Raw genomic sequence first — 25,160 nt, 5'->3', positions numbered from 1 at the left:
TGTTATGCAAGGGGTGATGAGCGGCCCAGATAAAGTGGCTGATGCAGCAGTGAGCGCTGATCACAGTCTAGGTGAGCTTCGGAGGGGGGATTGTGCGGCAGTGGCATAACTGCGTTGCCGATGGACAATATTGCTGAGCGGCAACAGTGGCGGTGGGTCAGCAGTGCTGGTCGGGATCAGTCAGCCGGGCAGTGACACCACCAGCGCCGCGGCAGCGCACCGGCACACAGGGCTTCGGCGGCACCGAGCAGCGCCGTGGGCGTCAAGCCGGCGAGGCTTTGCGTGTCTTGCTGCCAGGGGCTGGCCAAGTGCCCTGGCAGAGCCGACTCGCCGGCCGGGCGCGGTGCCTGGCGCAGCGCCTGCCAGACCCGCGCGAGGGCCGCCGGATAGGTCTCCGGTGGGCCGTGGCGGGCCAGCAGCCCGCGGCGCTGGGCGTCCAGTGCCGCAGGTGGAAGGTGCGCGAGCGGCACCGCCTCGGAGGCGATAAAGGCCTCGATGGCCTGGCGCAGGGTATCGACATCGGCATGCGGCGACTGCACCACATAGCCGAGTCGCGGCCAGCCCGCCGCCTCGCGGTAGCGCACCGCGGCGGCGTAGCCGAGGCCCTGGCGCTGGCGCAGCGCCTGCTGGAAGGCCGCATCGTGGCACTGGCCGAGCAGGCGCAGCAGCCAGCGGCTGCGCGGGCTGGCGTCCGCGCCCATCACCTCGAGCATCACCGCGTGGTCCGCGGCCTGGGGAGCGAGCCAGACGGTGTCGGTTGAATTCACGGGCGGCGCTGGCGTGTCCGGCACTGCCGGACACCTCGCCAGCAGGCTGGCGGCGCTGGCGGCATCACTGGCCCAGCACAAAGGGGCGGGGGAGGCTTCGGTAGTGACCGGTGGCGGCGCGCTCTCCAGTCGGCCGAGCAGGCGCTGGGCGACCAGTCCGACGGCGGGTGAGGCGGCGGGGTGGGCATGCCCGTCAGCCGGCCAGGCCGCCAGAGCCTGCTCGGCGAGGGCGCGCACCTGGGCCGGCGTACCGCTGGCGATCAGCCAGTCGCCCAGGCGGTCGCCGCCGAGCAGCAGTCCGGCGCCCTGAGCCTGCGCCGCTTGACGCAGCGCCAGGCAGCGCTGGCGCCAGTGGTATAGCCGGGCGCCAGCGCTGTCTGGCGCCGGCCAGCCCAGGGCGCAGTGGCTGACGGATTCGGCCTCTTGCTCGGCCGCGGGCCAGGGCGGCCGCCCGAGCCAGCGTCGACGCTTATCCGAGGTCGCAGGGGCGCCCGTCGAGGGCGTGTCGAGTCGCGGTGCCGGGCACGGCGCTGGGGCATGCGGCGGACTAGCCGCCGGTAGCGCGATGCGTTGCACCCGCGTAGCGGTCTCGTCGAGAAGGCGCCAGTCGGACGCTTGCCGTGCTGCGGCCGGCTGCTGCCAGAGCAGCCTACACTGATCCGCTGCCAACCAGGCGGCCAGGGCTGCCTGGCCGTTGCTGGACGCTGAGGCCGGTGGCTTGGCGGCCTGCCCGGCGAGGCTTCGGGCCTGGCGTCGCGGCCACTGGTCGAGGGCTGCGGTGCTGTTACCGGCAAGGCCAATGGGAGGTGTCAGCGGATCCTGCAGGGCCTCGCCCAGGGCCGGGTTGAGGCAGGCCAGCAGTTCGCTCAGGGGCGGAGGGGGAGACGCGAAATCAAGACGCAGCGAGAGTCCCGAGCCGCTGCCGGCCGGCTCGCTGGTGGCCTGCATATCGCTTAGCGTTGCTGCCTGGCCAAGGGTCGCGGCCAGGGCGCCGTCGGCGAGGCGTGCCGCCACACCGTCGAGATAGGGTCGGTAGGCGTTGGCCAGATCGGCGGGCAGCGGCCACAGCAGCTCCACGCAGTGGCTGGCGTCGTGGGCTGAGTCGGCCGCTGTGTAGGGTAACTGCCAGGCCACGCCGCCGGGCTCGGCCCAGCGCCAGGTGCGCGAGGGCGCTGGTTCAGCCGGCCTCTCGTCGGATACCAGTGCGGCGGCGTGGCGTGAAAGCAGCGCGAGCTGCTCCTCGAGTGGCTGCGGCCCGAGCATCGCCAGCGCCATGCGCGAAGGGCGGTAGTGGCGGTGCAGCGCGCGCAGTTCGGCGGCCAGCGCCTCGCCGCTGCCGGCCAGGCTAGCAGCGTGGCCGGCGTGGCAGACCTGCGCAGCATGCCCCGCATGACACAGCTGGCCGAGAGCGGCGAGCCGGTGCAGATCGGGGTCGGCAAGCCGGGCGCGGAACTCGGCGTCGAGCACCGCCACTTCGCGCTCGACCAGCGCCGGATCGAAGCAGGGCCTGGCCAGCAGCTCGCAGAGCCGCTCGAGACCCGCTTCGGCCGCCGCGGGTGGCAGCTGCAGGTGAACGTCGGTGGCGGTGTCGCCGGTATAGGCGTTGTAGCGCCCGCCCTGCTCGCCGACCCAGCGGCTCAGGGCATCGCTCTCGGGCCAGCGACGGCCGCCGAGGAACAGGGCGTGTTCGAGCAGGTGGGCGAGCCCCGGGCGCGCAGCGGGCTCGTCGAGGTAGCCGAGATCGACGGCGCCGGCCAGCCGGGTCAGATGGGCGCCGGGCACCTCGGCCGCGACCAGCCATAGCCCGCTGGGGCTGCGCCGCGCCGCGCAGAGGCTAGCCGCTGGCAGGCCCCGGCCCAGGTCGCTGTCGTTTGGCGGCATGCCGATGCGTCCTCGCCTAGGCGCGACAGAAGACCTGCGATTCGCGGGCGTTGCGCAGCGTCAGCGCTTGCGCCGAGCGGCCGTCGTCGGCGGCCTCGCGGCGCGCCGCTTCGATCAGGTGGTGGTCCGGCGACAGGTCGCAGACCGGGTCGGTGGCCGCCGGATCGCCGGTCAGCATATACGCCTGGCAGCGGCAGCCGCCGACGTCCTTGTGGCGCTCGTCGCAGCTGCGGCAGGGCTCCTGCATCCAGTCGTCGCCGCGGTAGCGGTTGAAGGCGGCACTGTCGTACCAGATCTCCTGCAGTGGGCGCTCGCGGGCATTGGGGAAGTCCATCGGCAGCATCCGCGCGCTGTGGCAGGGCAGCACCGCGCCGTCCGGCGCCACGGTCATGAAGATCGAGCCCCAGCCGCCCATGCACGCCTTGGGCCGGTCGGCGTAGTAGTCGGGCACCACGAACAGCAGGCGCATGTCGCGGCCGCGCTCGGCGAGGCGCTGGCGCCAGCGCTGGGTGGTGGCCTCGGCGGCTTCGAGCTGGGCCTGGCTGGGCAGCAGCCCGGCACGGTTGAGGTGCGCCCAGCCGTAGAGCTGGCAGTTGGCCAGCTCCACGGCGTCGGCGCCGAGGTCGTCGCATAGGGCGATGATGGTATCGAGCTGGTCGATGTTGTGACGATGCAGCACCACGTTGAGCACCATCGGATAGCCTGCGTCCTTGACCGCCCGCGCCATGGCCAGCTTCTTGGCATGGGCCTTGGCCGAGCCGGCCACCGCGGCGGCGACGTCGGGGTCGGAGGCCTGCAGGCTGATCTGGATATGATCGAGGCCGGCATCGCGCAGGGCGTGAATACGCGCCTCGTCGAGGCCCAGCGCCGAGGTGATCAGATTGGTATAGAAGCCCAGCCGGCGCGCCTCGGCGACCAGCGTCTCGAGGTCCTTGCGTACCAGCGGCTCGCCGCCGGAGAAGCCCAGCTGCACCGCGCCCATGGCGCGGGCCTGGGTCAGCACGTCGATCCACTCCGCGGTGGTCAGCTCCTGCTTGACCGCGGCGAAGTCGAGGGGATTCGAGCAGTAGGAGCACTGCAGCGGGCAGCGGTAGGTGAGTTCTGCGAGCAGCCACAGCGGCGCGCCGGTTTCACCGTTGGCGGTGGCGGTATCGGTGTGATCAGTCATGCTGGATCCAGCCCTGTTGTTGGGCGTCGACGAGGAAGGCGTGCACGTCCTCGGCGATGGCGCCGTCGGGGGCCTCGGGGAACTGCGCCTGCAGCCGCTCGACCAACGTGGCGACGTCGCGCTGGCCGTCGAGCTGGCCGAGAATCGCCCCGGCGCTGTCGTTGAGTTTGACCATGCCTTCGGGGTAGAGCAGCACGTGGCGCTGCTGGGCCTCTTCCCACTGTAGTCGCCAGCCGGGACGCAAGCGATAGACGTGTGTGTCGATAACGGTCTGGCTCATGACAGCCCCCGGTGATAGACGCGCTGGTCGGTGACGCTGTGGTAGGGCGGCCGCTCGAGCTGGTAGGCCAGGGTCATGGCGTCGAGCATGCTCCACAGCACGTCGAGCTTGAACTGCAGGATCTCCAGCGCACGCTCCTGGGCGGCGCGGGTGGTGCAGACGGCGAGGGCCACCTCCAGGCCATGGTCGACGTCGCGGCGTGCCTCCTTGAGACGCTTGCGGAAATAGCCGTAGCCGGCCTCGTCGATCCACGGATAGTGGGTCGGCCAGGTATCCAGGCGGCTCTTGTGGGCCTCTGGCGCGAACAGTTCGGTGAGCGATGAGATCGCCGCCTCGCGCCAGTCGGCGCGGCGCACGAAGTTGACGTAGGCGTCCACCGCGAAGCGCACCCCGGGCAGTACGTGCTCCTGGGACCACAGCTCGTCGCGGCTCAGGCCCACGGCTTCGCCGAGGGTCAGCCAGGCCTCGATGCCGCCGCCGTCATCGTCGTGGCCGTCGTGATCGAGCAGCCGCTGTATCCAGCGCCGCCGGGTTGCGGCATCCGGGCAGTTGGCCAGCAGCGCGGCGTCCTTCTGGGGGATATTGATCTGGTAGTAGAAGCGATTGGCGACCCAGCCGCGCAGCTGCTCCGGCGTGGCGCGTCCCGCCGCCATATCGACCTGATAGGGGTGATGGATATGGTAGTAGTCGCCCTTGGCCAGCAGCGCCTGGCGAAAGGCGTCGGGGCTCAGGGCCTCTCCCGCGGAGGGGGAGAGCGGCGATGCGATGGCGGTCATATGAGAGCTCCCTACTGACAACAGCGATATTGTTATCTGTGACGCGGCATTGAGGCTGAGGGTTCACACCTCCAGGCGCATGCCGTCGTAGGCCACCTCGATCCCCCGCGCGGTCAGCGTTGCGCGCTGCTCGGAGCGCTCGTCGAGAATCGGGTTGGTGTTGTTGATATGTATCAGCACGCGGCGGGTGGAATCGGGCAGGGCCTCGAGCTCGCTAAGCAGGCCGTGCTCGCCGGACAGCGCCAGATGGCCCATGTCGCGGCCGGTGGCTCGACCCACGCCGGCCTCGATCAGCTCGTCGTCCTGCCACAGGGTGCCGTCGACCATGATGCAGTCGGCCTGCTGCAGGTAGCCGCGGGTGCGCTCGTCGAGTTCGCCCAGGCCCGGCGCATAGAACAGCCGCGTGCCGCGACTGGCGTCCTCGACCATCAGGCCGATATTGTCGCCCGGCGTCGGCGCACCGCGGCGCGGCGAGTAGGGCGGGGCATTGCTGGTCAAGGCCACGGCGGTAAAGGTCAGCCCCGGGCAGGCCGGCACCTTGAACTCGGCCTCCCAGTGGCCGTCGTCGATGCCGATGCGCTGCCACTCGAGTCCACCCTGCCAGTGCTCGAGCATGCGGAACAGCGGAAAGCCGGTGCTCAGGTCCTGGTGGACATTGGGGGTGCACCACACCTCGAAGGGGCAGCCCTCGCGCAGCGACAGCAGACCGGTGGCGTGATCGATCTGGGCATCCATCAGCACCACCCCGGAGATGCCGCTGTCGCGGGGGATGCGCTTGGGGTGCAGCTCGGGGTTGGCGGCCAGCTGGGCGCGGATATCCGGCGAGGCGTTACACAGCAGCCAGTGCTCGCCGTCGCTGCTGATGGCGATCGATGACTGGGTGCGCGGCGTGGCCACGATGCTGCCGTCGCGCACGCCGTGGCACATCCGGCAGTTGCAGTTCCACTGCGGGAAGCCACCGCCCGCCGCCGCCCCGAGTACCAGTATCTGCATGCCATCTCCTGTACGTATCGCCTGGCCCTCGGCCCGGTTTGTATATGAACGTAATATGAACCACCGGCGAAGGATATTAAAGAACGCTCTCGTCAATGCGTTGGCAACCGCTCAAAAGCAAGACGCCCCGAATGTCGGGGCGTCTTACCAGTAGGTGTTGATCAGCGATTGGCGATGTAGAGCGTGACTTCGAAGCCTAGGCGCAGATCTTGATAGGTCGGCTTGGTCCACATAGGAACACTCCTGTTGGCGATGGATGGGTACTTCCAATGACCAGTAAAGCATGTCGTGGGTTCCGCGCCTTGCTACCTAAGTCGCATGCGGCGATCGCGGCCTCCGCTGACGGGTGTTAGACGTGGTGTGCTATCCCGGTATCGCTTATAAAGCAATGCATTACGATGTTTTTTCGGTGAGACGGGACGCTTTGCGTCGATTATGCCGCCACAGCAAAAGTCTTTTGACCATTTTGTGTGGTGAAAACCCACCCGTCAGCACCGGTGCAAGGCGAGTTCTTGTGCTAGACCTTCAGTGTGCTGTTAGGAAAACCATAACAATGAAAGATGCATCCGTGGCCCACTCCCGGGCGAGGGGATGCACCTTCAGTGCTAGGAGACAACGCCATGCATCTCAAGATGAGCTGCGCACTCGCAGCTGCGGGGCTTCTGGCTGTCACAGCGGCGACTACCCACGCCAACGACAGCCTGATGGAACTACTCGAAAATGATGACCTCTGGGCCACCCAGCTCGGTAACTACCAAGGCCACCGCTACAGCAAGCTAAGTGATATCAACCGCGACAACGTCAGCAACCTGCGTCCTGCCTGGCAGTTCTCCACCGGCGTGCTGCGCGGCCATGAAGGCGGGCCGCTGTACGTCGGCGACGGGCGGCTCTACATTCATACTCCCTTCCCTAACAAGGTATTCGCCCTCGACCTGGAAGAGGACGGCCGGGTGATCTGGTCCTACGAGCCGGATCAGGACTCCCGCGTCATTCCGGTGATGTGCTGCGATACCGTCAACCGCGGCGTGGCCTACGCCGACGGCAAGATCTTCCTCAACCAGGCCGACAACACCGTGGTGGCACTCAACGCCGAAGACGGCGAGGTGCTGTGGGAGGTCAGCAACGGCGACCACACCCAGGGCGAGACCATGACCATGTCGCCGCTGGTGGTGCATGACAAGGTCATCGTCGGGGTCAGCGGCGGCGAGTACGGCATCCGCGGCCACCTCACCGCCTACGACATCGAGACCGGCGAGATGGCCTGGCGCGGCTACTCCCAGGGTCCCGACTCCGAGGTGCTGATCGATCCCGAGACCACCCTGATGATGGGCGAGCCGATCGGCGAGGCCGACCTCGGCGTGACCACCTGGCCCGACGGCGAGTGGGAACGCGGCGGCGGCGCGCCCTGGGGCTGGGTGACCTACGACCCCGAGCTCGACCTGATCTACTACGGCACCGGTAACCCGGGCACCTGGAACCCCGATCAGCGCGCCATCGACGGTGAGCCGGCGGATAACAAGTGGGGCATCACGGTATTCGCCCGCGATCCCAACACCGGCGAGACCAAGTGGGTCTATCAGAAGGTGCCGTTCGACGAGTGGGACTATGACGGCGTCAACGAGAACCTGCTGATCGACGTCGAGGTCGACGGCGAGCAGCGCAAGGGCCTGGCGATCCTCGACCGTACCGGCTTCGGCTTCCTGATGGATCGCGAGAACGGTGAGCTGATCACCGTCGAGAAATTCGCCCCGGAGACCAACTGGGCCACCCACTACGACATGGAGACCGGGCGTCCGGTCGTCGACGCAGAGTTCAGTCCCTTCACCCAGGGCGTGGACGTCAATACCACCGATATCTGCCCCACTGCGATGGGTGCCAAGAACATGCAGCCGAGTTCGTTCTCGCCGGAGACCGGGCTGATGTATGCGGGTATCAACCGCATCTGCATGAACTATGAGCCCTTCGAGACCGACTACGTGGCGGGCCAGCCCTATGTGGGCGCGACCCTGACCATGATGCCGGCGCCGGTGGAGAACGGCGGCATGGAAGGTCGCATGGGCAGCTTCATTGCCTGGGACCCGGTCGCCGGGGAAGTGGTATGGGAAGTCGACGAGCGCTTCGCGGTGTGGAGCGGCGCGCTGACCACCGCCGGTGACCTGGCCTTCTACGGTACCCTCGAGGGCTACGTGAAGGCAGTGGATATCGAGAACGGTGAGGAGCTGTGGCGCTTCAAGACCCCGTCCGGAATCATCGGCAACGTCAACACCTTCCGCCATGAGGGCAAGCAGTATATCGCCGTGCTCTCCGGGGTTGGTGGCTGGGCCGGTATTGGCCTGGCGGCGGGTCTCGAGGATCCCGAGGAAGGTCTGGGTGCGGTTGGCGTGTTCTCTGCCCTGTCGGACTATACCGAACTGGGCGGCGTGCTGACCGTGTTCGAACTGCCGGACTCCTGAGTCGGCCGGGCGCCATGACGCTGCGACGTCATGGCGCCTGCAAGGCGCGGCAAGTCCCTGATAGCAACACAATGACAAACGGCGCCGGGCATGGCCCGGCGACACCGCGATCCCTGCCGCGAGTCTCGTGGCAGCGCTCGACGATAAGGGCACGCACATGATTAGAGTCTTCACGTCACGCCAGACGTCCCGCTTTGCCACTACCGCACTGGTCGCCGCCCTGATGGCGGCCGGTTTGAGCATGTCTGCGCTGGTTCTGGCCAGCAGCAGTAACGACGATGAGAACGGTGACGCGGTCGATACCAGCGCCGCCGGAGAATATCTGGTCGAGGACGGCAAGGTCGACCCCGATACCTACGACGGCTATATCGCCTATACCCGCTCCTGCCAGGCCTGCCACGGGCCCGACGGGCTGGGCTCTTCGTTTGCCCCCAACCTGGTGCGCGCCTCGGAGCGGCGCGATTTCGCCGAGTTCGCACGCACCATTGCCGGCGGCCGGGAAGTGCAGCCGGGTCAGGTAATGCCGGCGTTTGCCGACGACCCCTACGTGCTCGGCAATCTCGAGAACATCTACAGCTACATGCGCGGTCGCGCGGCCGGCGATATCGGCCGCGGGCGCCCGCAGGTCATCGAACGTCTCGAGGAGGAGATCAGCGACGAGACCCTGGAGGCCGAAGAGGAGCTGGAGGACGAGGCTTCTTGACGCGGGCGGGCCCATGGCCCGCCATCCGTAGGCAATACCCAGCACCTTGGCAAGCGGAGAGCGTCATGAGGTTATGCGGTTCCCTGACATGTCTGACGGCGGTCGCCTGGCTGCTGACCCAGGGCATCGGTTCGGCCCACGCCGACCTGCCCGAGCTGTACGAGCGCGATCAGCTGCGTGTATGTGCAGACGGTAACAACCTGCCCTTTACCAATAGCGCCGGCGAGGGCTTCGAGAACCGTATCGCCGAGCTGATGGCCGACGACCTCGGCGTGCCGCTGCGCTATGTGTGGGCGCCGCAGGTCATGGGCTTCGTGCGCAATACCCTGGAGCTGCGCGTCTGCGACGTGATGATCGGCGTAGTGGCGGGCTACGAACACCTGCAGAACACCAACGAATACTACCGCTCGGTGTATTCGCTGGTGGTGCCGGCGGACTTCGAGGCCGAGATCAGCCGTCTCGACGATCCGGCACTCAAAGGGCTCGATATCGGCGTGATTGCCGAGACGCCGCCCATCGTGCCGCTGCGGCGCAGCGGCGCCACGGTGCGCAACTACCTGCTGCAGGTCGATACCCGCGAGCGCGCCCCGGTGCGCGATGCGGTCGATGACGTGGCCAACGGCACCCTGGACGGCGCGGTGATCTGGGGGCCGATGGCCGGCTACTTCGCTGCGCGTCACGATCCCCCCCTCAAGGTACTGCCGCTGCACGAGAACGGCGGCGACGTGCGCCTGGACTTCCGCATCACCATGGGTATCCGCCGCGGCGAGCCGCAGTGGAAGGACTGGATCAACGACTTCATCGACCGTCATCAGGCGCAGATCAACGCCATCCTGGTCGAGTACCAGGTGCCGCTGCTCGACCGGCGCGGCGTGCTGATCGATCCGGCCACGCTCGACGCGGAGGAGAGATCATGACTGCTTCCCGCACTTCCGCCCTGATACTCGGCCTGCCCCTTGGCCTGCTGCTGGCACTGGCGTCGCCGCCCAGCGCCGAGGCCCAGCGTGCCGCCACCGGGCCCCCCGACTGGCCCTGCGTGCAGCGGCTGGTACCGGAACTGGCCTGGGGCACCATCTGGACCGGCCCGTCGCTGGATGAGGTCGAGGAGGCGTGGTGGGACGACGAGGAAGTGGGTCGCGTAGTGCGCTATGCGATGGCCCGCGAAACCCGCAGCGACGACGCCATGCAGCGGGTACGCGAGTTCGTCGACAGCCTCGCCGACGACGACCCCGCCGAGCGCGAGGAGCGCCTGACGCTGCTGTTCTCGGGCCTCTTCGAACTCACCCAGCGTGAACGCAGCCGCACCATCGAGCGTATTCGCGGTGCCTCCCGGGCCCAGGTCGCGCGACTCGAGAAGGTCGCCGAGATGGTCGACGAACTCGAGGCGCTGCGTAGCGAGGAGCAGGTGGACCCACACCAGGAGGAGGAGCTTTCCAAGGCGCTGTTCTGGGAGCAGCGCACCTTTCAGACGCGCCAGCAGTCGCTGCCGGCGCTGTGCGAGCAGCCATATCTGCTCGAGGAACGGCTCGGCCAGATGGTGCGCATCATCGATGCCGGGATGTAAGGCCGCCAAGGCGTGCAAACAACGATAATAGGCGCGGGTGATCCCCGCTAGGGAGTGCATATGTGGGCTGGTAACGTGGGTGTCCGTCCGCTGACGGGCTGGCTGCTGGCGGGCACGCTGGCGACTGGAGTGGCGCTGGCGAGTCCCGCGCTGGCGCAGGATGAAGAGGTCGCCACCATCACTCTGGGCTACCTGGGCATGGAGCGACCCGACGATCTCGAGCCACTCTCGGTGCTCGACCCGGTGATTGACGACGATGGCTTGCAGGGGGCGCGCCTGGCGGTCAACGACAACAACGCCACCGGCCAGTTTCTCGGCCAGGAGTTCGTGTTGGTCGAAGCCATGGTCGAGCCCGGCGGTGACGTAGCTGCAGGCCTCGAGCAGCTGATCGAGCAGGGCGCCGACTGGATCATCAGCGGGCTGAGTGCCGATGATCTGAGCGCGGTGCTCGAGCATCAGGCCCTCGGCGAGCGGGTAGTGTTCAACGCCGCGGCCCGCGATGACCATCTGCGCGGCGAGGCGTGCCACGCCCAGCTGTTCCACAGCGTCCCCAGCCGGCGCATGCTGGCCGATGCCCTGTCGCAGTTCCTCGGCTACAAGCAGTGGGATCGCTGGGGGCTGGTCTACGGCAACACCGACCAGGATCGGCTGTTCGCCGAGGCCCTGCGCGAGTCCGCCGAGCGCTACGGCCATCGGGTGGTCAGCGAGGAGATGTGGCCCTACGAGGCCATGGCGCGGCGCTCCGAGGGCGGCTTCCACGATATCCAGCGCGAGATTCCGGTGTTCCTGCAGGAGTTTGCCGAGCACGACGTGCTGGTGATTTCCGACGAGACCGACTACTTCGGTGAGTTCTTCCCCAACCAGACCTGGCTGCCGCGGCCGGTGGCCGGCACCCAGGGGCTGATGGCCACCGCCTGGCATCGCTCCCACGAATCCTGGGGGGCGGTGCAGCTGCAGCGGCGCTTCGAGCGGATCGCCGACCGCTGGATGACGCCCCAGGACTTCGGTGCCTGGCTGGCGGTGCGCTCGCTGGGCGAGGCCGCCGCCCGCACCGGCTCGGTGGACCGCAGCGACGTGGTCGAGTACATGCTCAGCGACGAGTTCGAGCTCGCCGGCTACCTGGGCTTCCCGGTCAGCTATCGCACCTGGAACCATCAGCTGCGCCAGCCGATCCTGATCAGCGGCCCGCGCATGGTGGCCTCGGTGTCGCCCCAGGAGGGCTATCTGCATCCGCGCACGCCGCTGGATGCCATGGGTGCCGACGAGGGGGAATCACAATGCCAATTCTAAGCCGCGAGACCGCTGCCATGTTCAAGCCGACGCTACTCGGGCTGGCGCTGGGCGCCCTGGCCCTGACCCCGCTGGCCGCCAGCGCCGAGCGCATCTTCGTCTCCAACGAGAAGGACAACACCATCTCGGTGATCGACGGCGCGAGCCTCGAGGTGATCGAGACCATCGACGTCGGCCGCCGGCCGCGCTCGATGGCCTTCAGCAGCGACGGCAGCGAGCTGTTCGTCGCCGTGGGCGACGACGAGGCGATCGACATGATCGATCTGGAGACGCTGCAGGTAGTGCGCAGCCAGGCCTCCGGCGAGGACCCGGAGGTGATCCGCGTCGACCCCAACCGGCCCTATATCTACGTCTCCAACGAGGATGACAACATCGTCTCGGTACTCGACTACGAGCGGCGCACCCTGGTCACCGAGATTCCGGTGGGGGTCGAGCCGGAGGGGCTGGGCATCAGTCCCGACGGGCGCTGGCTGGTCTCCACCACCGAGACCTCCAACATGGCGCATATCATCGATACCGAGCTCATGGAGACCGTGCATCACCGGCTGGTGGGGGCGCGTCCGCGCCACGCCGAGTTCACCCACGACGGTAGCGAGGCCTGGGTCTCGGCGGAGATCGCCGCCACGGTCTCGATCATCGACATGGTCGACAGCTTCGACGTCGAGCACACCATTCGCTTCGACGTGCCCGGGGTGCCGCGGGAGACGGTGCAGGCGGTGGGCATTCAGCTCACCTCCGACGGCCGCTACGGCTTCGTGGCGCTGGGGCCGTCCAACCGGGTGGCGGTAGTCGACCAGCAGACCTACGAGGTGCTCGACTACATTCTGGTCGGCCAGCGGGTCTGGCACCTGGCGCTCAACGAGGACGAGACGCGGCTCTACACCACCAACGGCGTCAGCGGCGACGTCACGGTGATCGACGTCGAGAACCTCACCGCGCTGCAGTCGATCCCAGTAGGGCGCTTCCCGTGGGGGGTGATCGTCCAGCCATGACGGTGGGCGAGAGCACAGAGGTCCCCGCGCTCGAGGTGGAAGGCCTGAGCTTCAGCTACAGCGGCAAGCCGGTGTTGCAGGAGGTAGGCCTGCGCCTCGAGGCGGGGCAGTTCACGGTCTTGCTGGGCCCCAACGGGGCCGGCAAGACCACCCTGTTCTCGCTGATCACGCGGCTCTACGACCGCCGCGTGGGCAGCATTCGGGTGGGTGGCTACGAGCTGCGGCGGGACGCCGTGGCGGCCCACGCGCGGATGGGCGTGGTGTTCCAGCAGCCGACCCTGGATCTCGATCTCAGCGTGCGTCAGAACCTCACCTACCACGCTGCCCTGCACGGCATGGGGCCGCGCGAGGCGCGTCGCCGTGCCGAAGAGCAGCTAGACCGGGTAGGGCTCGGCGAGGCGCTCAAGACGCGGGTGCGCCAGCTCTCCGGTGGCCAGCGGCGCCGGGTGGAGATCGCCCGCGGCCTGCTGCACCGGCCGCGGCTGCTGCTGCTCGACGAGCCCACCGTGGGGCTCGATATCGCCGCGCGCCGCGACCTGGTCGAACGGGTCCACCGGCTGTGCGTGGAGGAGGGCGTGGCGGTGCTGTGGGCCACCCACCTGATCGACGAGGTCTACCCCGAGGATCGCGTGGTGGTGCTCGACGCCGGGCGGGTGCGCGCCAGCGGCAGCGTCAGCGAGGTACTCGCCGCCAGCGGTGCCACCAGCATCGGCGAGGCCTTCGACACCCTGACCCGCGGTCCCGTCGAGGTGGCCACATGAACCGCTACCTGCACTGCCTGCGCGGCGTGGTGGGGCGCGAACTGCTGCGCTTCCTGCACCAGCGCACGCGCTTCGTGGCGGCGCTGGTGAGGCCGCTGATCTGGCTGTTCGTGTTCGCCGCGGGCTTTCGCATGGCGCTGGGGGTGGCGATGACCGACCCCTACAAGACCTACATCCTGTATGAGGTCTATATCATCCCCGGCCTGGTGGGGATGATTCAGCTGTTCAACGGCATGCAGAGTTCGCTGTCGATGGTCTACGACCGCGAGATGGGCAGCATGCGGGTGCTGCTGGTCAGCCCCTTCCCGCGCTGGTACCTGCTGCTGTGCAAGCTGCTGGCGGGCACCATGGTGTCGATCGTGCAGGTCTATGTGTTTCTGACCATCGCCTGGTTCTACGGCATCCAAGCGCCGCCGATGGGCTATGTGTGGATCCTGCCGGCGCTGATCGTCACCGGCTTCATGGTCGGTGCGCTGGGCATGCTGCTGTCGACCTTCGTCAAGCAGTTGGAGAACTTCGCCGGGGTGATGAACTTCGTGATCTTCCCGATGTTTTTCCTCTCCTCGGCGCTCTACCCGCTGTGGCGGATCCGCGAGGGCAGCTATCTGGTCTATCAGATCGCGTCGCTCAATCCCTTCACCTACGCCGTGGAAATGATCCGCTTCGCGCTCTACGAGCAGCTCAATCTCGAGGCGGTGCTGATCGTGGCGGTGACCACGGCGGTACTGCTGGCGCTGGCGATCCTCGGCTACAACCCGGCGCGCGGGATGATGGCGCGCAAGGGCGGTGGCGGCGACTAACGGCGACTACTGCGCCTCCTGCTGGGCTTCGAGATAGCGGATCAGCGCCTGGCGCGGCGTGTCATCCAGCCCCCACAGCACCATGCGATTGCCCGGCAGCAGCCCTTCGGGGTCGGCCAGAAACGCATCCAGCGTTTCGGCATCCCAGCGGAAGTCCGCCGCGTCCAGCACCGTGGAGTAGTCGAAGTCGGCGAGGCCGCCGACCGGGCGGCCGATCACCTCGAACAGGCTGGGCCCGGCGCGGTGCACGCCTTCCTGCAGCGCATGGCAGCCGTAGCAGTGGTTGCGGAAGACGCGCTCGCCTTCGCGGGTATCGCTGGCCAGCGCGGCCGCACTCACCAGGAGCGTGCCCGCCAGCAGGGCACACGGCAGGAAGCTAGGTGTCATCAGGGCAGTGTTCCTCGTGATGGTCAGCGACACGCTCAGAAGCAGCGCAGGTCGGCCTCGGCCTGGGCGCTGCGGAATTGGCGCACCTGATCCTGCAGGCCGCGCTCAGTGCGGAACAGCACCCCCAGTTCGCCGCGCTGGTCGTTCATGCGCATCACCGTCTCGACGGACTCGTACTCTTCATAGGGGATCAGCTCGGCGATCACGTCGATGCTGCACGAGCACTGCTGCATCACCAGGTGGTTCTGGCCGTTGGCGGCCATGCAGCCGAGCACGTAGTCGACGCGGGTCGAGGTAGGGTAGTCGTTGGCCAGGGCCAGGGGGGCAGCGAACATCAATCCGCCCGCCAGGGCGATCGCTGCAGAGCGTGGGATGACGTGGCGCATCTTGTTGTTATGGCGCATGCAATACCTCTGTGGAGTCGGCGTGGTGACTCCTTAACGTTATGCCAGGCGCGGCGCTTTCGCCACCTTCATCTGGCCCTATGGCAGCGCTGGTATTGACGCGCCTTGCGGACTAGTCCGGGCGCCGCGAAGCGGGCTCATCCTTGACCACATAGTCGCCCTCCAGCACCTGTTGATGGTGGTGGCGAGTGCCTTGGCCGCCGCCGATATCCTCGGCCTGTTCGGCACGCATGCGCGCCATGCGCTTCTTCATGCGGTGGCGCAGAAAAGGCAGCATGGCCCAGCCGATCAGCAGGAAGAACAGGCCGATCACGGTACCCACGATCATCAGGGTGCCGAACAGCAGCCAGGTGAAGAACAGCCGTAGGCCGCTGGGGCGGCCCTGACGGGCGCGCTCCCGCCACTGCTGGGCGGCCTGCCAGGCGCGGTTGTCGCGCGGGTCACGAGAGTTGGGCATCGGGGGCTCCGGGAGCATTACGTTGAGCGTGTGGCTGTTGGAAGTTCCGCGCCGCGGATCGTTCCGTTACGGCTGGATGAGCCGCCAGCCGGCAGCGGTGGCGATCCCGGCGCCGATCGCCAGCAGCGGCTTGCGGCTGGCCAGCATCACGCCGAAGGTGGCCACCAGCGCCAGGCGGGCGCCCCAGTCGCCGTAGAGCGCCATCGGCGTGATCACCGCCACCAGTACCGAGCCGGCCATGGCGTTGATGAAGCGCTCGACCCGCGGGCCGATGGGGATCCGCGACATCACCAGCACGCCGCCGCTACGGGTCAGGTAGGTGACCAGCGCCATGATCAGGATCGCGACTAGCGCGCCCAGGGGCGTCAGTGGCAGGCTCATGGCGAGGCCTCCTTGGGCTTGCTGCGCGGTGGCATCAGCAGCCCGGCGATACCGCCGGCCAGGGCGCCGACGATGACGTGTGAGTTCTCCGGCAGCCACGCGAGGGCGGCCAGGGCGGCCAGCGCCGCCGCTACCCAGGGCACCAGCACGCCGAGGTCGAGCTTGCCGCCGACCAGCATCGACAGCAGGAAGCAGCCCATGATCACGTCGAGGCCGAAGCGCTCGGGTTCGCTGATACCGCTGCCGAACACCACCCCGAGCAGGGTGCCGAGCATCCACGCCAGCCACAGCGCGATACCGCCGCCCACCAGCATGCCGACGTTGGTCTCACCGCGGCGGTAGTCGGCGGCGGCCATGGCCCAGTTGGAGTCGCTCATCAGTGCCAGGCTGGCGTAGCGCTGGCGGCGTGGCAGGTGGCGCAGCCAGGGGTAGAGGGCGGCGCCCATCAGCAGATGGCGGGCGTTGATGGCGAAGGTCGAGGCGATCAGCGCGATCAGCGGAATCTGCGGCCCCCACAGCTCGAGGGCGGCGAACTGCGAGGCGCCGGCAAACACCAGGCCGCTCATCAGCAGCGTCTCGAGCCCCGACAGGCCGCGCTGGATCGCCGCCACGCCGAACGCCAGGCCGAAGGCGATCACGAACAGCGATAGTGGGGCCATGCGCTTGAGGCCCTTGAGGGTGCCCGGCCAGTCGAGCCGGGCGCTCATGCCTGCCACGCCTCGGCCACCAGTGACAGACTGTGCAGGCGGTCCTCCTGGGCGTAGACATCGGTGGTCATGATCAGCTCGTCGGCGCCGGTGCTCGCGATGAACGCCTCGAGCTGTTCGCGCAGCGTCTCGGGTCCGCCGATCACCGCAGCCCCCAGGAACTGGTTCACCTGGGCCTGCTCCATGGGCGACCAGTCGAGCTGTTCCTGGGGCGGCTGGGCGCGGGTGCTGCGCCCGCGGATCAGGTTGAGGAACTTCTGCTGGGCGGTGCTGGCCAGGTAGTGGGCGTAGGCGTCGCTGTCGGCGGCGATCACCGGCAGGCCGACCATGGCATAGGGGGCATCGAGCACCGCCGAGGGCCGGAAATTGTCGCGATACAGGCGCAGCGCCTGGTGCAGGTAGCCGGGGGCGAACTGCGCGGCGAAGGCGAACGGCAGGCCGAGCCTGGCCGCCAGCTGGGCGCTGTAGCCGCTGGAGCCGAGCAGCCACAGCGGTACCCGGGTGCCCTGGCCGGGAATCGCCCGCACCCGCTGGCCGGGCTGGGCGTCATCGAGGTAGCCCGCGAGCTCTTCGAGGCGCTGGGGGAAGTCGTCGACGCCGGCCTGGGGGTGGCGGCGCAGCGCGGCCATGGTGGCGCCGTCGGAGCCCGGAGCGCGCCCCAGCCCCAGGTCGATGCGCCCGGGGTAGAGCGTCTCCAGGGTGCCGAACTGCTCGGCGATCACCAGCGGCGGGTGGTTGGGCAGCATGATGCCGCCACTGCCCACGCGAATGCGCTGGGTCGCCCCGGCGATATGCCCGATCAGTACCGAGGTCGCGGCGCTGGCGATACCGTCGATGCTGTGGTGCTCGGCGAGCCAGTAGCGGGTGAAGCCCAGCGCCTCGGCGTGGCGAGCGGTGGCCACGCTATCCGCGAAACTGTCGGCGATGCTGCCGTCCTGACGGATCGCCGCCAGGTCGAGCACCGAAAGGCGGGTGGTGGCGAGTTGGCTCATGGGTCCCCCGGGAAGTCATTAGCGTGCTTGCTATCTCTCGTCTTCTTATGGGGGTGACCGCGATATTTTGCAAATGCTTTCTGCTCAAGGTGCGAGCTCTAGGATGGTGCGGGTAGCGGCAACTCTCGGGACTGATCCGTCGGCAGGCCCCGGAGCGCCGGACCGACAAGGAGGCGTTGTAACCCCATCCCTGGGAGCGACCTGCGCCCTGCTGCGCTCTCGCATCCTGCTCCGCTTGCAGGGCCGGGGCTGGCCATCCATGGCCAGCCCGTTCGGAGTAATCCTCCTCACCCATGGCGCAGAACCTCCTCTTCGGCCTGCCCCCGTCGTCCCTCGATTGGGGCTTCTTGCGGGACCCCAGCGGCGGGTGTTACTGCTAGTGGGGCATGTTATGTTGTACAAAAATGTGACAAATCGATAGGGAGTGTCGGATATGGCCAACCCCGGAGGGCAGCGGGTCTTCTCGGTGTCTGCGGTAATCATCCTCGCGCTGGTCGCGGTGGGCGCGATCTTTCCTGAGCGCTTCGGCGCCGGGGCGGAAGCGGCGCTGACCAGTGTTACCCAGCTGTTCGGCTGGTTCTACCTGGTCTCGATGTTCGGCTTCGTGATATTCCTGCTGGGGCTGGCGTTCAGCAAGTACGGCAAGATCCGCCTGGGCCCACAGGACAGCTCGCCGAGCTACAGCTTCTTCTCATGGGTCAGCATGCTGCTGGCCGCCGGCTTCGGCGTCGGCCTGGTGTTCTACGGCATGGCCGAGCCGATGTTCCACTATATCGACCCGCCCTACGGCGACGTCGAGGCCGAAACCACCGATGCCGCGCGCTATGCCATCCAGTACAGCTACTTCAACTGGGGCATCCACCAGTGGGCGGCCTTTTCCCTGGTGGGGCTGATCATTGCCTACTTCCAGTTCCGTAAGGGCCAGGCCGGGCTGGTCTCGTCGGTGCTCTCTTCGGTGACCGCCAAGTACCCCAAGGCGCGCCCCTATGCGCCGGCACTGGACGTGTTCGCGGTGGTGGCCACGGTGATGGGCGTGGCCACGTCGCTGGGGCTCGGCGTGCTGCAGATGAACGGCGGCTTGAATGCGGTGTTCGGGGTGCCCGAAGGCGTACTGTGGCAGTTCATCATCCTGTTCGTGATGTTCCTGGCCTATATGGCGTCGACCTGGTCGGGCCTCGACAAGGGCATCAAGCGGCTCTCCAATCTCAACATGATCCTGTGCATCGGGCTGATGCTGTACGTGCTGGTCACCGGCCCGACCCTGGCGATCCTCGAGACCATCACCCTGGGCATCGGCGACTATCTGCAGAACTTCATCGGCATGAGCCTGCGCATCTCGCCGTATACCGATAACACCTGGGCCAGTTCCTGGACGATCTTCTACTGGGCCTGGGTGATCGCCTGGTCGCCGTTCGTCGGCACCTTCGTGGCGCGGGTGTCGCGGGGCCGTACCATCAAGGAGTACGTGTTCGGCGTGCTGGTGGTGCCGCCGCTGCTGGCCTGCCTGTGGATCGGCGTATTCGGCGGCGCGGCGCTCAATATGGAGCTGGGGGGCGACGTCGGCCTGGCCGCCGTGACCCAGTCGAATATCACCGTGGCGCTGTTCGAGATGTTTGCGCTGATGCCCTTCACCCCGGTGCTGTCGATCATTGCCATGTGCCTGATCTTCATCTTCCTGGTGACCTCGGCGGACTCGGCGTCCTATATCGTCGCCCAGATGACCGACAACGGCTCGATCAACCCGCCGCTCTACAAGCGCATCACCTGGGGCGTGCTGATTGCCGCCATCTGCCTGACGCTGATCGCCGCCGGCGGGTTGACCGGCCTGCAGTCGGCGTCGGTGCTCTCGGCGCTGCCGTTCACCTTCATCCTCTACGGCATGGCCTATGTGCTGATCAAGGAGCTGCGCGCCGACCGCAAGGCGATGCTGACCCAGCTCTACCGCCGTCACGGCGAGACCCCGGTGGGCGCCGACGCCTTCGAGGCCGAGCTGCTCAGCGAGGAGGAGCGCGTGCGGCGTGCGCCCAACGTGATCAATCGTCGCATCAACACCCGCGACAACTAACGCCTTCCCGCTAGCGGAGGAGGCGATGCATCGCGCGCCAGCGCCTGCCATGGCAGACGCGGGCGCGGCGTTTTATGATGGCGGCATGATTACGACAATAACGGGAGCATCGCGCTGACCATGCCGCTGTTCAGGAAGCGCCGCTTCGGCTCGCGTCGCTCACACGGGGCGACGCCGCGGCTGATGCCGATGCGGCGCCACTCACGCTTCGACGACTGGCTGAACCGCTGCGTCGACATCGCCGTTACCCTGGCGCTGGTAGTGGGGAGCGTCGCGCTGGCGGTACACCTGCTGCTGTAGCGTCACCCGCTGCGTTGATCTGCAGGCCTTGCCTTGAGGTGATTGATCACGCCGCCGGCGGCCAGCAGCGTGCGCTGGCGCTGGCTGAGGCCGTGGTGGAGGCGTATGTCGCCCTTGCCGACGATCTCGGCGACGAGGGTGGGGCCGGCGGCCAACTGAGCATGCAGGTCGCGAATGATGAGGCGGTCGTCCTGCGCCAGGCGCTCGGCGTCGGCATCGTCCACGAAGGTCAGCGGCAGCGCTCCGAAGCAGATCAGGTTCTGCCAGTGGATACGCGCGAAGCTCCGCGCCAGCACCGCCTGCAGCCCGAGGTAGCGCGGCACCAGGGCGGCATTTTCGCGACTCGAGCCCTGGCCGTAGTTGTGGCCGCCGACGATGGCGTGGCCGCCACGGGTTCGGGTCGCCTCGGCGCGTGCTGCGTAGTCCGGGTCGACCGCCTCGAAGGTGAACGGCGCCGAGGCGTAGACGCTGCTCCAGTAGGGCATCACCCGCTGGCCCGCCGGCATGATGTCGTCGGTGGAGATGTTGTCCCCGGTGACCAGCAGCACCGGCACCTCCAGGGTGTCGGGCAGTGGGTCGAGCGTCGGCAGCGCTGGAGTATTGTCGGTCTTCTGCAGTGGCTTCAAGCGCGCCTCGGCCGGCGGCAGCGGCGCCGTGAAGAGGTCGCGATTGATCACCATCCGCGCCGGTTCGGCGATCCGCGGGTAGTCCATGTCGAGGCTGCGCGGGTCGCTGATCACGCCGGCCAGCGCCGAGGCGGTAGCGGTCTCGGGACTGCACAGGTAGACGCTGTCCTCGCGGGTGCCGGAGCGGCCGGGGAAGTTGCGCGGCACGGTGCGCAGGCTGTTGAGGCCCGCCGCCGGCGCCTGGCCCATGCCGATGCAGCCGTTGCAGCCGGTCTGGTGCAGTCGCGCACCGCAGGCCACCAGGTCGGCCAGGTAGCCCTCGTCGATCAGCGTGGTCAGCACCTGGCGCGATGACGGGTTGATGTCCAGCGAGACCCCCTCGGCGACGCGGCGTCCGCGCACCATTTCTGCCACCACCGCAAAGTCGCGGTAGCCGGGGTTGCCCGAGGAGCCGATATAGGCCTGGTGCAGCGGCTCACCGGCCACCTCGCGCACCGGGACCACCTTGTCAGGGCTCGACGGCAGCGCGATCAGCGGCTCCAGGCGTGAAAGATCCAGCGTCTCCTCGCGGTCATAGGTGCAGCCCGGCTCGGCGGCCAGCGGCTGCCAGTCCGCCTCGCGGCCGCGGGCCGCCAGGAAGCGGCGGGTCTCCTCGTCGCTGGGGAAGACCGTGGCGGTGGCGCCCATCTCGGTGCCCATATTGGCCAGCACGTGGCGGTCCATGGCGGAGAGGTTCGCCAGGCCCGGACCGTAGTACTCGATGATGGTGTTCTTGCCGCCGGCCACGCCGTGGCGGCGCAGCAGCTCGAGTACCGCATCCTTGGCCGAGACCCAGTCGGGCAGGCGCCCCTCGAGGCGGATGCCCCAGATTTCCGGCATGCTCAGGTAGAGCGGCTCACCGGCCATGGCCATGGCCACCTCGATGCCGCCGGCGCCGATCGCCAGCATGCCCAGTGAGCCGGCCGCGGTGGTGTGGCTGTCGCAACCGACGATGGACTGGCCCGGTACCCCGAAGTGCTCCATGTGCACCGGATGGCTGATGCCGTTGCCGGGACCGGAGTACCAGACCCCAAAGCGCTCGCAGGCACTCTTCAGGAACAGGTAGGTCTCGGCGTTGAGCTGATCGGCCTGGACCAGGCCGTGATCGATGTACTGCACGCTGGGCTGGGTCTTCACGCGGTCGAGGCCCATGGCCTCGAGCTCGAGCATTACCAGGGTGCCGAGCACGTCCTGCAGCAGGGCCTGATCGATGCGCAGGGCAATTTCGCTGCCGGGGGTCAGGTCACCCTCGATAAGGTGGTCGCGGACCAGCTGCTGGGCAAGATTGAGTGGGGGGCTGGGGGGTGTCATGGGCTGTGCCTCAGGCGTGTTGTTGTCGTGGCTCGTGAGTCTGACGCGCGGGTGGATGTAACTGGGCGGCACGGGCGGCCAGGATATGCGCACGCATCACCGATGCCGCCCATTCACCGTCGCCGGCCGCCAGCGCGCGGATGATTTCGCGGTGGTGGCGCATGCTGCCGTGGAGTTCTTCGTCGCTGTAGTGATGAAAGCTGCGCCGCGATACCGGTACCTGCACGATCGCCTCGAGCAGGCGCTGCAGCCGCGGGCTATCGGCGGCGGTGATCAATTCCGCGTGAAAACGGTTGTTGAGCCCGGCGATCTCGTCGATGGCCTGGTCGCCGCCGCGCTCGCAGAGCTGTTCCATGTGGCAGGCCAGCTCGCCCAGAGAGTCGAGCTGAGAGGCGTCGATGCGCGAGGCCGCACGTCTCACCACCTGAGGCTCGAGCAGCACGCGCAGCTCGAAGACTTCCTCCACGTCGCGCTGGGTCCAGGCGACCACCCGCGCGCCGTGATGGGGAATCACCTCGACCCAGCCGTCGGACACCAGGCGGCGCAGGGCTTCACGGATCGGCGTACGGCTGAGCTCGAGTTCCTGGCCGATGGTCGCCTCACGAATATAGCAGTCGGCCGGATACTGCCCGTCGAGGATACGCTGCTTGATGATGGCGTAGACGCGGTCGGCGGCGGTCATGGGCGAACTCCGTGTCGGGCATGGCGCGACGAGGCAGGACTAAGGTCGTAGCGATTATTGTGTACGATTATTTGTAATCTCGCACAACATAGGCCTATATTGGCATCAAATCGAGAAGAGTTGTATACCATTTTAGGTTAAGCCCCACCTCTTCACATAACGACAGCGCCGAGACCGCAACCACCAGCGGTGCATGACGGCCCCGGCGACCCGCTGATGAGGAAGCGAGGTGAGACGCTGCCATGAAGCTTGATACCACGTCGCTCAAGCTGTTCGTCAGGGTGGCCGAGAAGGGCACCATTGCCGGCGCTGCCGAAGCGGAGTTCATTGCCACCTCGGCGGTCAGCAAACGGATAAGCGAGCTGGAAGAGGTGTTCAATACACCGCTTTTGCTGCGTACCAACAAGGGCGTCGAGCTGACGGCAGCGGGCATCGCACTGCTCAATATGGCGCGCGGAGTACTGCATAATCTTGACGATATTTTCGTTCAGATGCGCGAGTACTCCAGCGGTTTGCGCGGCAATGTTCGCGTCTATGCCAACATGTCGGCCATTACGCAATACTTGCCAGGAGAGATACAGTCCTTTTTCCTCAAACACCCGGAAATCAACATACATCTCGAGGAAAAGGTCAGCCCGATCATCACCCGTGAGGTGGCCAGTAACGGTGCGGATGTCGGTGTCTGTGCGCTGCTTCCCCACGGTCAGAGGCTGGAAACATTTCCCTATCATACCGATGAACTGGTGGTGGTGGCGCCCCGCGACCATCCGCTAGCCGTCAACGACAGTATCTATTTCGACGAAACCCTGGGCCATGCCTATGTCGGATTGCAGTCGGCGAGTGCCATCAATCTCGAGCTGATCAAGGCGTCGAGTCAGGCCAATCGCCCTCTCAATATCCGCATTCAAGTAACGAGCTATGATGCCCTTTGCCTGATGGTCGAGGCGGGCTTGGGGATCGGTGTTGTGCCACGCGGCGCGCTGCGCCCCTATGCTGGTGGCATCGATATCAAGGTCATCGCGCTGCGCGATGAGTGGGCCAGGCGCAAGCTTGCGATCTTTGTAAATTCGTTCGAATCCCTGCCCATGGCAGCCAGGCTATTTGTCGAACACTTGGTGGAGTCTTCAGAAAAAATGCCCTTGCATAAGTTGGGAAGTGTGTGAATATTCTTGCCATCGTATTTCACGATGGCGGGATCATGAATGGCTATTGTCTGGTGCTGATATGCACCTACAACCTCACGGGAGAGTCCACTATATTCTGGTCAAGGGCCGATCGTTGCCCATGGAGGCGATTGACGCCGAATCGAACGGACGCCGAGACACTACCACGACATAGATTCCGTTATTGCTAGATGCCTTACAACAATACAATCGAGGTAAACCGAATGAACGCTACGCTCAAGACGTTCCGCAAGGCCCGCCAGCTGCTGCCCATCTCGCTGCTGGCGGTCGGCAGCATCGCCGCCGGTGTCGCCCAGGCTCAGGAGTCGCTGAACATCGGCGCCGTGCCCACCGGCACCGGCTGGTTCTTCGGCATCTCCGAAGGCGCCCGCGTCATCAGCGCCAATACCCCCTACGAGATCTCGGTACGCGAGACCGGCGGTACTCGCGAGAATGCCATCCGCCTAGGGCGTGATGAGCTGGACCTGGCCTTCACCGAGGCGCTGGTCGGCTACGAGATGTACAACGGCATTGGCCGTTTCGAAGACACCCCCAACGAGAATGCCCGCCTGATCTACTGGATCGCGCCCTCGACCATGCACTGGGCGGTGCGCCAGGACTCTGACATCGAGACCTTCGAGGACCTCAACGGTCAGCGCTTCAACCCCAGCAGCATCGGCGGTGGCGGTGAGTACATCACCGAGCTGGTGTTCGACATCCTTGGCGTCGAGCCCGACTTCCAGCGCATGCGCATCGACGATGCCGCCGAGGGCGTGACCGACGGGCGTCTGGTGGGCTTCAGCTACAACGGTGTGCCGCCGATCCCGGCCTTCACCGAGGTGCACTCGTCGCGGCCGCTGCAGCTGCTGTCGCTGTCCCAGGAGCAGCTCGACATGGTCACCGAGGAGCTGCCGTTCCTGGCACCGTCGGTGATTCCGGCCGGCACCTACCGCGACATGGAGGAAGCCACCTCGCTGGGCATCTACATGGGCGTGGCTGCCAATGCCAGCCTCGACGACGACATCGTCTACGAGATCACCAAGGCCTACTGGGAGAACCACGAGCAGGTCGCGGCCTCCTTTGCGCCAGCCGACGGCGTAACGCCCCAGGACGTGATCGACAATGCGACCTTCCCGCTCCACGCCGGCGCCCTGCGCTACTATCAGGAGCTCGAGCTGGAGATTCCCGACGACATCATTCCCCCCGAGGCGCAGTAAG

26 protein-coding genes are annotated in these 25,160 nt (G+C 67.0%); 12 read left to right on the top strand and 14 right to left on the bottom strand.

What is annotated here, in order from left to right:
* Nucleotides 1–176: 176 nt before the first annotated feature.
* From BWR19_16715 to BWR19_16690, 6 genes are all read right to left on the bottom strand, one after another.
* Nucleotides 177–2,648, bottom strand: coding sequence for a hypothetical protein (locus BWR19_16715; GenBank protein ID APX94447.1), 2,472 nt, complete (start codon nt 2,646–2,648; stop codon nt 177–179).
* Nucleotides 2,649–2,664: 16 nt separating this feature from the next.
* Nucleotides 2,665–3,816 carry a pyrroloquinoline quinone biosynthesis protein PqqE gene (locus BWR19_16710; GenBank protein APX94446.1) on the bottom strand — a complete coding sequence of 384 codons (1,152 nt, stop codon included), beginning with the start codon at nt 3,814–3,816 and terminating at the stop codon, nt 2,665–2,667.
* The gene (locus tag BWR19_16705) at nt 3,809–4,096 is read right to left on the bottom strand and encodes a pyrroloquinoline quinone biosynthesis protein PqqD (GenBank protein APX94445.1); all 288 of its coding nucleotides are present in this window, start codon (nt 4,094–4,096) and stop codon (nt 3,809–3,811) included. The genes BWR19_16710 and BWR19_16705 overlap by 8 nt, the downstream gene beginning before the upstream one ends.
* The gene (locus BWR19_16700) at nt 4,093–4,872 is read right to left on the bottom strand and encodes a pyrroloquinoline quinone biosynthesis protein C (GenBank protein ID APX94444.1); all 780 of its coding nucleotides are present in this window, start codon (nt 4,870–4,872) and stop codon (nt 4,093–4,095) included. Before BWR19_16700 ends, BWR19_16705 begins: the two co-directional genes overlap by 4 nt.
* Nucleotides 4,873–4,935: 63 nt before the next feature.
* Nucleotides 4,936–5,865: a pyrroloquinoline quinone biosynthesis protein PqqB gene (locus BWR19_16695; GenBank protein APX94443.1), complete on the bottom strand. Its 930-nt coding sequence runs from the start codon at nt 5,863–5,865 to the stop codon at nt 4,936–4,938.
* A gap of 161 nt (nt 5,866–6,026) precedes the next feature.
* Nucleotides 6,027–6,098 (bottom strand): coenzyme PQQ precursor peptide PqqA, encoded by a 72-nt coding sequence (locus tag BWR19_16690; protein APX95080.1) that lies wholly within the window; start codon nt 6,096–6,098, stop codon nt 6,027–6,029.
* A gap of 387 nt (nt 6,099–6,485) precedes the next feature.
* Between BWR19_16690 and BWR19_16685 the strand changes: the two genes are divergently transcribed.
* The 8 genes from BWR19_16685 to BWR19_16650 all read left to right on the top strand — a co-directional run bounded on the left by BWR19_16685 (nt 6,486) and on the right by BWR19_16650 (nt 14,428).
* Nucleotides 6,486–8,318: a PQQ-dependent dehydrogenase, methanol/ethanol family gene (locus BWR19_16685; GenBank protein ID APX94442.1), complete on the top strand. Its 1,833-nt coding sequence runs from the start codon at nt 6,486–6,488 to the stop codon at nt 8,316–8,318.
* 127 nt (nt 8,319–8,445) lie between these two features.
* Nucleotides 8,446–9,021, top strand: coding sequence for a hypothetical protein (locus tag BWR19_16680; GenBank protein ID APX94441.1), 576 nt, complete (start codon nt 8,446–8,448; stop codon nt 9,019–9,021).
* A gap of 65 nt (nt 9,022–9,086) precedes the next feature.
* Nucleotides 9,087–9,938 (top strand): hypothetical protein, encoded by an 852-nt coding sequence (locus BWR19_16675; protein APX94440.1) that lies wholly within the window; start codon nt 9,087–9,089, stop codon nt 9,936–9,938.
* A complete protein-coding gene (locus tag BWR19_16670) occupies nt 9,935–10,585 on the top strand; it encodes a hypothetical protein (GenBank protein APX94439.1) in 651 nt (216 codons plus the stop codon). Before BWR19_16675 ends, BWR19_16670 begins: the two co-directional genes overlap by 4 nt.
* Nucleotides 10,586–10,645: 60 nt before the next feature.
* A complete protein-coding gene (locus BWR19_16665) occupies nt 10,646–11,875 on the top strand; it encodes a branched-chain amino acid ABC transporter substrate-binding protein (GenBank protein APX94438.1) in 1,230 nt (409 codons plus the stop codon).
* A complete protein-coding gene (locus tag BWR19_16660) occupies nt 11,863–12,867 on the top strand; it encodes a hypothetical protein (GenBank protein APX94437.1) in 1,005 nt (334 codons plus the stop codon). Before BWR19_16665 ends, BWR19_16660 begins: the two co-directional genes overlap by 13 nt.
* A complete protein-coding gene (locus BWR19_16655; protein ID APX94436.1) occupies nt 12,864–13,628 on the top strand; it encodes an ABC transporter ATP-binding protein in 765 nt (254 codons plus the stop codon). The genes BWR19_16660 and BWR19_16655 overlap by 4 nt, the downstream gene beginning before the upstream one ends.
* Nucleotides 13,625–14,428 carry a multidrug ABC transporter permease gene (locus BWR19_16650; GenBank protein ID APX94435.1) on the top strand — a complete coding sequence of 268 codons (804 nt, stop codon included), beginning with the start codon at nt 13,625–13,627 and terminating at the stop codon, nt 14,426–14,428. Before BWR19_16655 ends, BWR19_16650 begins: the two co-directional genes overlap by 4 nt.
* Before the next feature lie 6 nt (nt 14,429–14,434).
* On the opposite strand, the gene BWR19_16645 is transcribed toward BWR19_16650, so the two are convergent.
* The 6 genes from BWR19_16645 to BWR19_16620 all read right to left on the bottom strand — a co-directional run bounded on the left by BWR19_16645 (nt 14,435) and on the right by BWR19_16620 (nt 17,756).
* Nucleotides 14,435–14,815, bottom strand: coding sequence for a hypothetical protein (locus tag BWR19_16645; GenBank protein APX94434.1), 381 nt, complete (start codon nt 14,813–14,815; stop codon nt 14,435–14,437).
* Nucleotides 14,816–14,850: 35 nt separating this feature from the next.
* Nucleotides 14,851–15,201 carry a hypothetical protein gene (locus tag BWR19_16640; GenBank protein APX95079.1) on the bottom strand — a complete coding sequence of 117 codons (351 nt, stop codon included), beginning with the start codon at nt 15,199–15,201 and terminating at the stop codon, nt 14,851–14,853.
* 130 nt (nt 15,202–15,331) lie between these two features.
* Nucleotides 15,332–15,676: a hypothetical protein gene (locus BWR19_16635; GenBank protein APX94433.1), complete on the bottom strand. Its 345-nt coding sequence runs from the start codon at nt 15,674–15,676 to the stop codon at nt 15,332–15,334.
* 66 nt (nt 15,677–15,742) lie between these two features.
* Nucleotides 15,743–16,057: a branched-chain amino acid transporter gene (locus BWR19_16630; GenBank protein ID APX94432.1), complete on the bottom strand. Its 315-nt coding sequence runs from the start codon at nt 16,055–16,057 to the stop codon at nt 15,743–15,745.
* Nucleotides 16,054–16,764: a branched-chain amino acid ABC transporter permease gene (locus tag BWR19_16625; protein APX94431.1), complete on the bottom strand. Its 711-nt coding sequence runs from the start codon at nt 16,762–16,764 to the stop codon at nt 16,054–16,056. Before BWR19_16625 ends, BWR19_16630 begins: the two co-directional genes overlap by 4 nt.
* Entirely contained in the window at nt 16,761–17,756 is a 996-nt protein-coding gene (locus BWR19_16620) for a luciferase family oxidoreductase (protein ID APX94430.1), read from the bottom strand. The genes BWR19_16625 and BWR19_16620 overlap by 4 nt, the downstream gene beginning before the upstream one ends.
* 433 nt (nt 17,757–18,189) lie before the next feature.
* Here BWR19_16620 and BWR19_16615 point away from each other — a divergent pair, with 433 nt between their 5' ends.
* A complete protein-coding gene (locus BWR19_16615) occupies nt 18,190–19,821 on the top strand; it encodes a glycine/betaine ABC transporter permease (GenBank protein APX94429.1) in 1,632 nt (543 codons plus the stop codon).
* Nucleotides 19,822–19,941: 120 nt separating this feature from the next.
* Nucleotides 19,942–20,121 carry a hypothetical protein gene (locus tag BWR19_16610; GenBank protein APX94428.1) on the top strand — a complete coding sequence of 60 codons (180 nt, stop codon included), beginning with the start codon at nt 19,942–19,944 and terminating at the stop codon, nt 20,119–20,121.
* 2 nt (nt 20,122–20,123) lie between these two features.
* Here BWR19_16610 and BWR19_16605 read toward each other — a convergent pair whose 3' ends face one another.
* Nucleotides 20,124–22,097, bottom strand: coding sequence for an aconitate hydratase (locus BWR19_16605; protein ID APX94427.1), 1,974 nt, complete (start codon nt 22,095–22,097; stop codon nt 20,124–20,126).
* A 10-nt stretch (nt 22,098–22,107) separates the two neighbouring features.
* The gene (locus tag BWR19_16600; protein ID APX94426.1) at nt 22,108–22,779 is read right to left on the bottom strand and encodes a hypothetical protein; all 672 of its coding nucleotides are present in this window, start codon (nt 22,777–22,779) and stop codon (nt 22,108–22,110) included.
* A 242-nt stretch (nt 22,780–23,021) separates the two neighbouring features.
* Here BWR19_16600 and BWR19_16595 point away from each other — a divergent pair, with 242 nt between their 5' ends.
* Both BWR19_16595 and BWR19_16590 read left to right on the top strand, forming a co-directional pair.
* Nucleotides 23,022–23,942: a LysR family transcriptional regulator gene (locus BWR19_16595; GenBank protein ID APX94425.1), complete on the top strand. Its 921-nt coding sequence runs from the start codon at nt 23,022–23,024 to the stop codon at nt 23,940–23,942.
* 224 nt (nt 23,943–24,166) lie between these two features.
* Complete coding sequence (locus BWR19_16590; protein ID APX94424.1) at nt 24,167–25,159, top strand: C4-dicarboxylate ABC transporter substrate-binding protein; 993 nt, start codon at nt 24,167–24,169, stop codon at nt 25,157–25,159.
* The last annotated feature ends 1 nt before the right edge of the window (nt 25,160 follow it).

This window comes from Halomonas sp. 1513 (genome assembly GCA_001971685.1).
Lineage (GTDB): Bacteria > Pseudomonadota > Gammaproteobacteria > Pseudomonadales > Halomonadaceae > Franzmannia.
The sequence above is the reverse complement of the archived record's forward strand: the minus strand, read 5'-3'. Positions and strand labels throughout refer to the sequence as shown.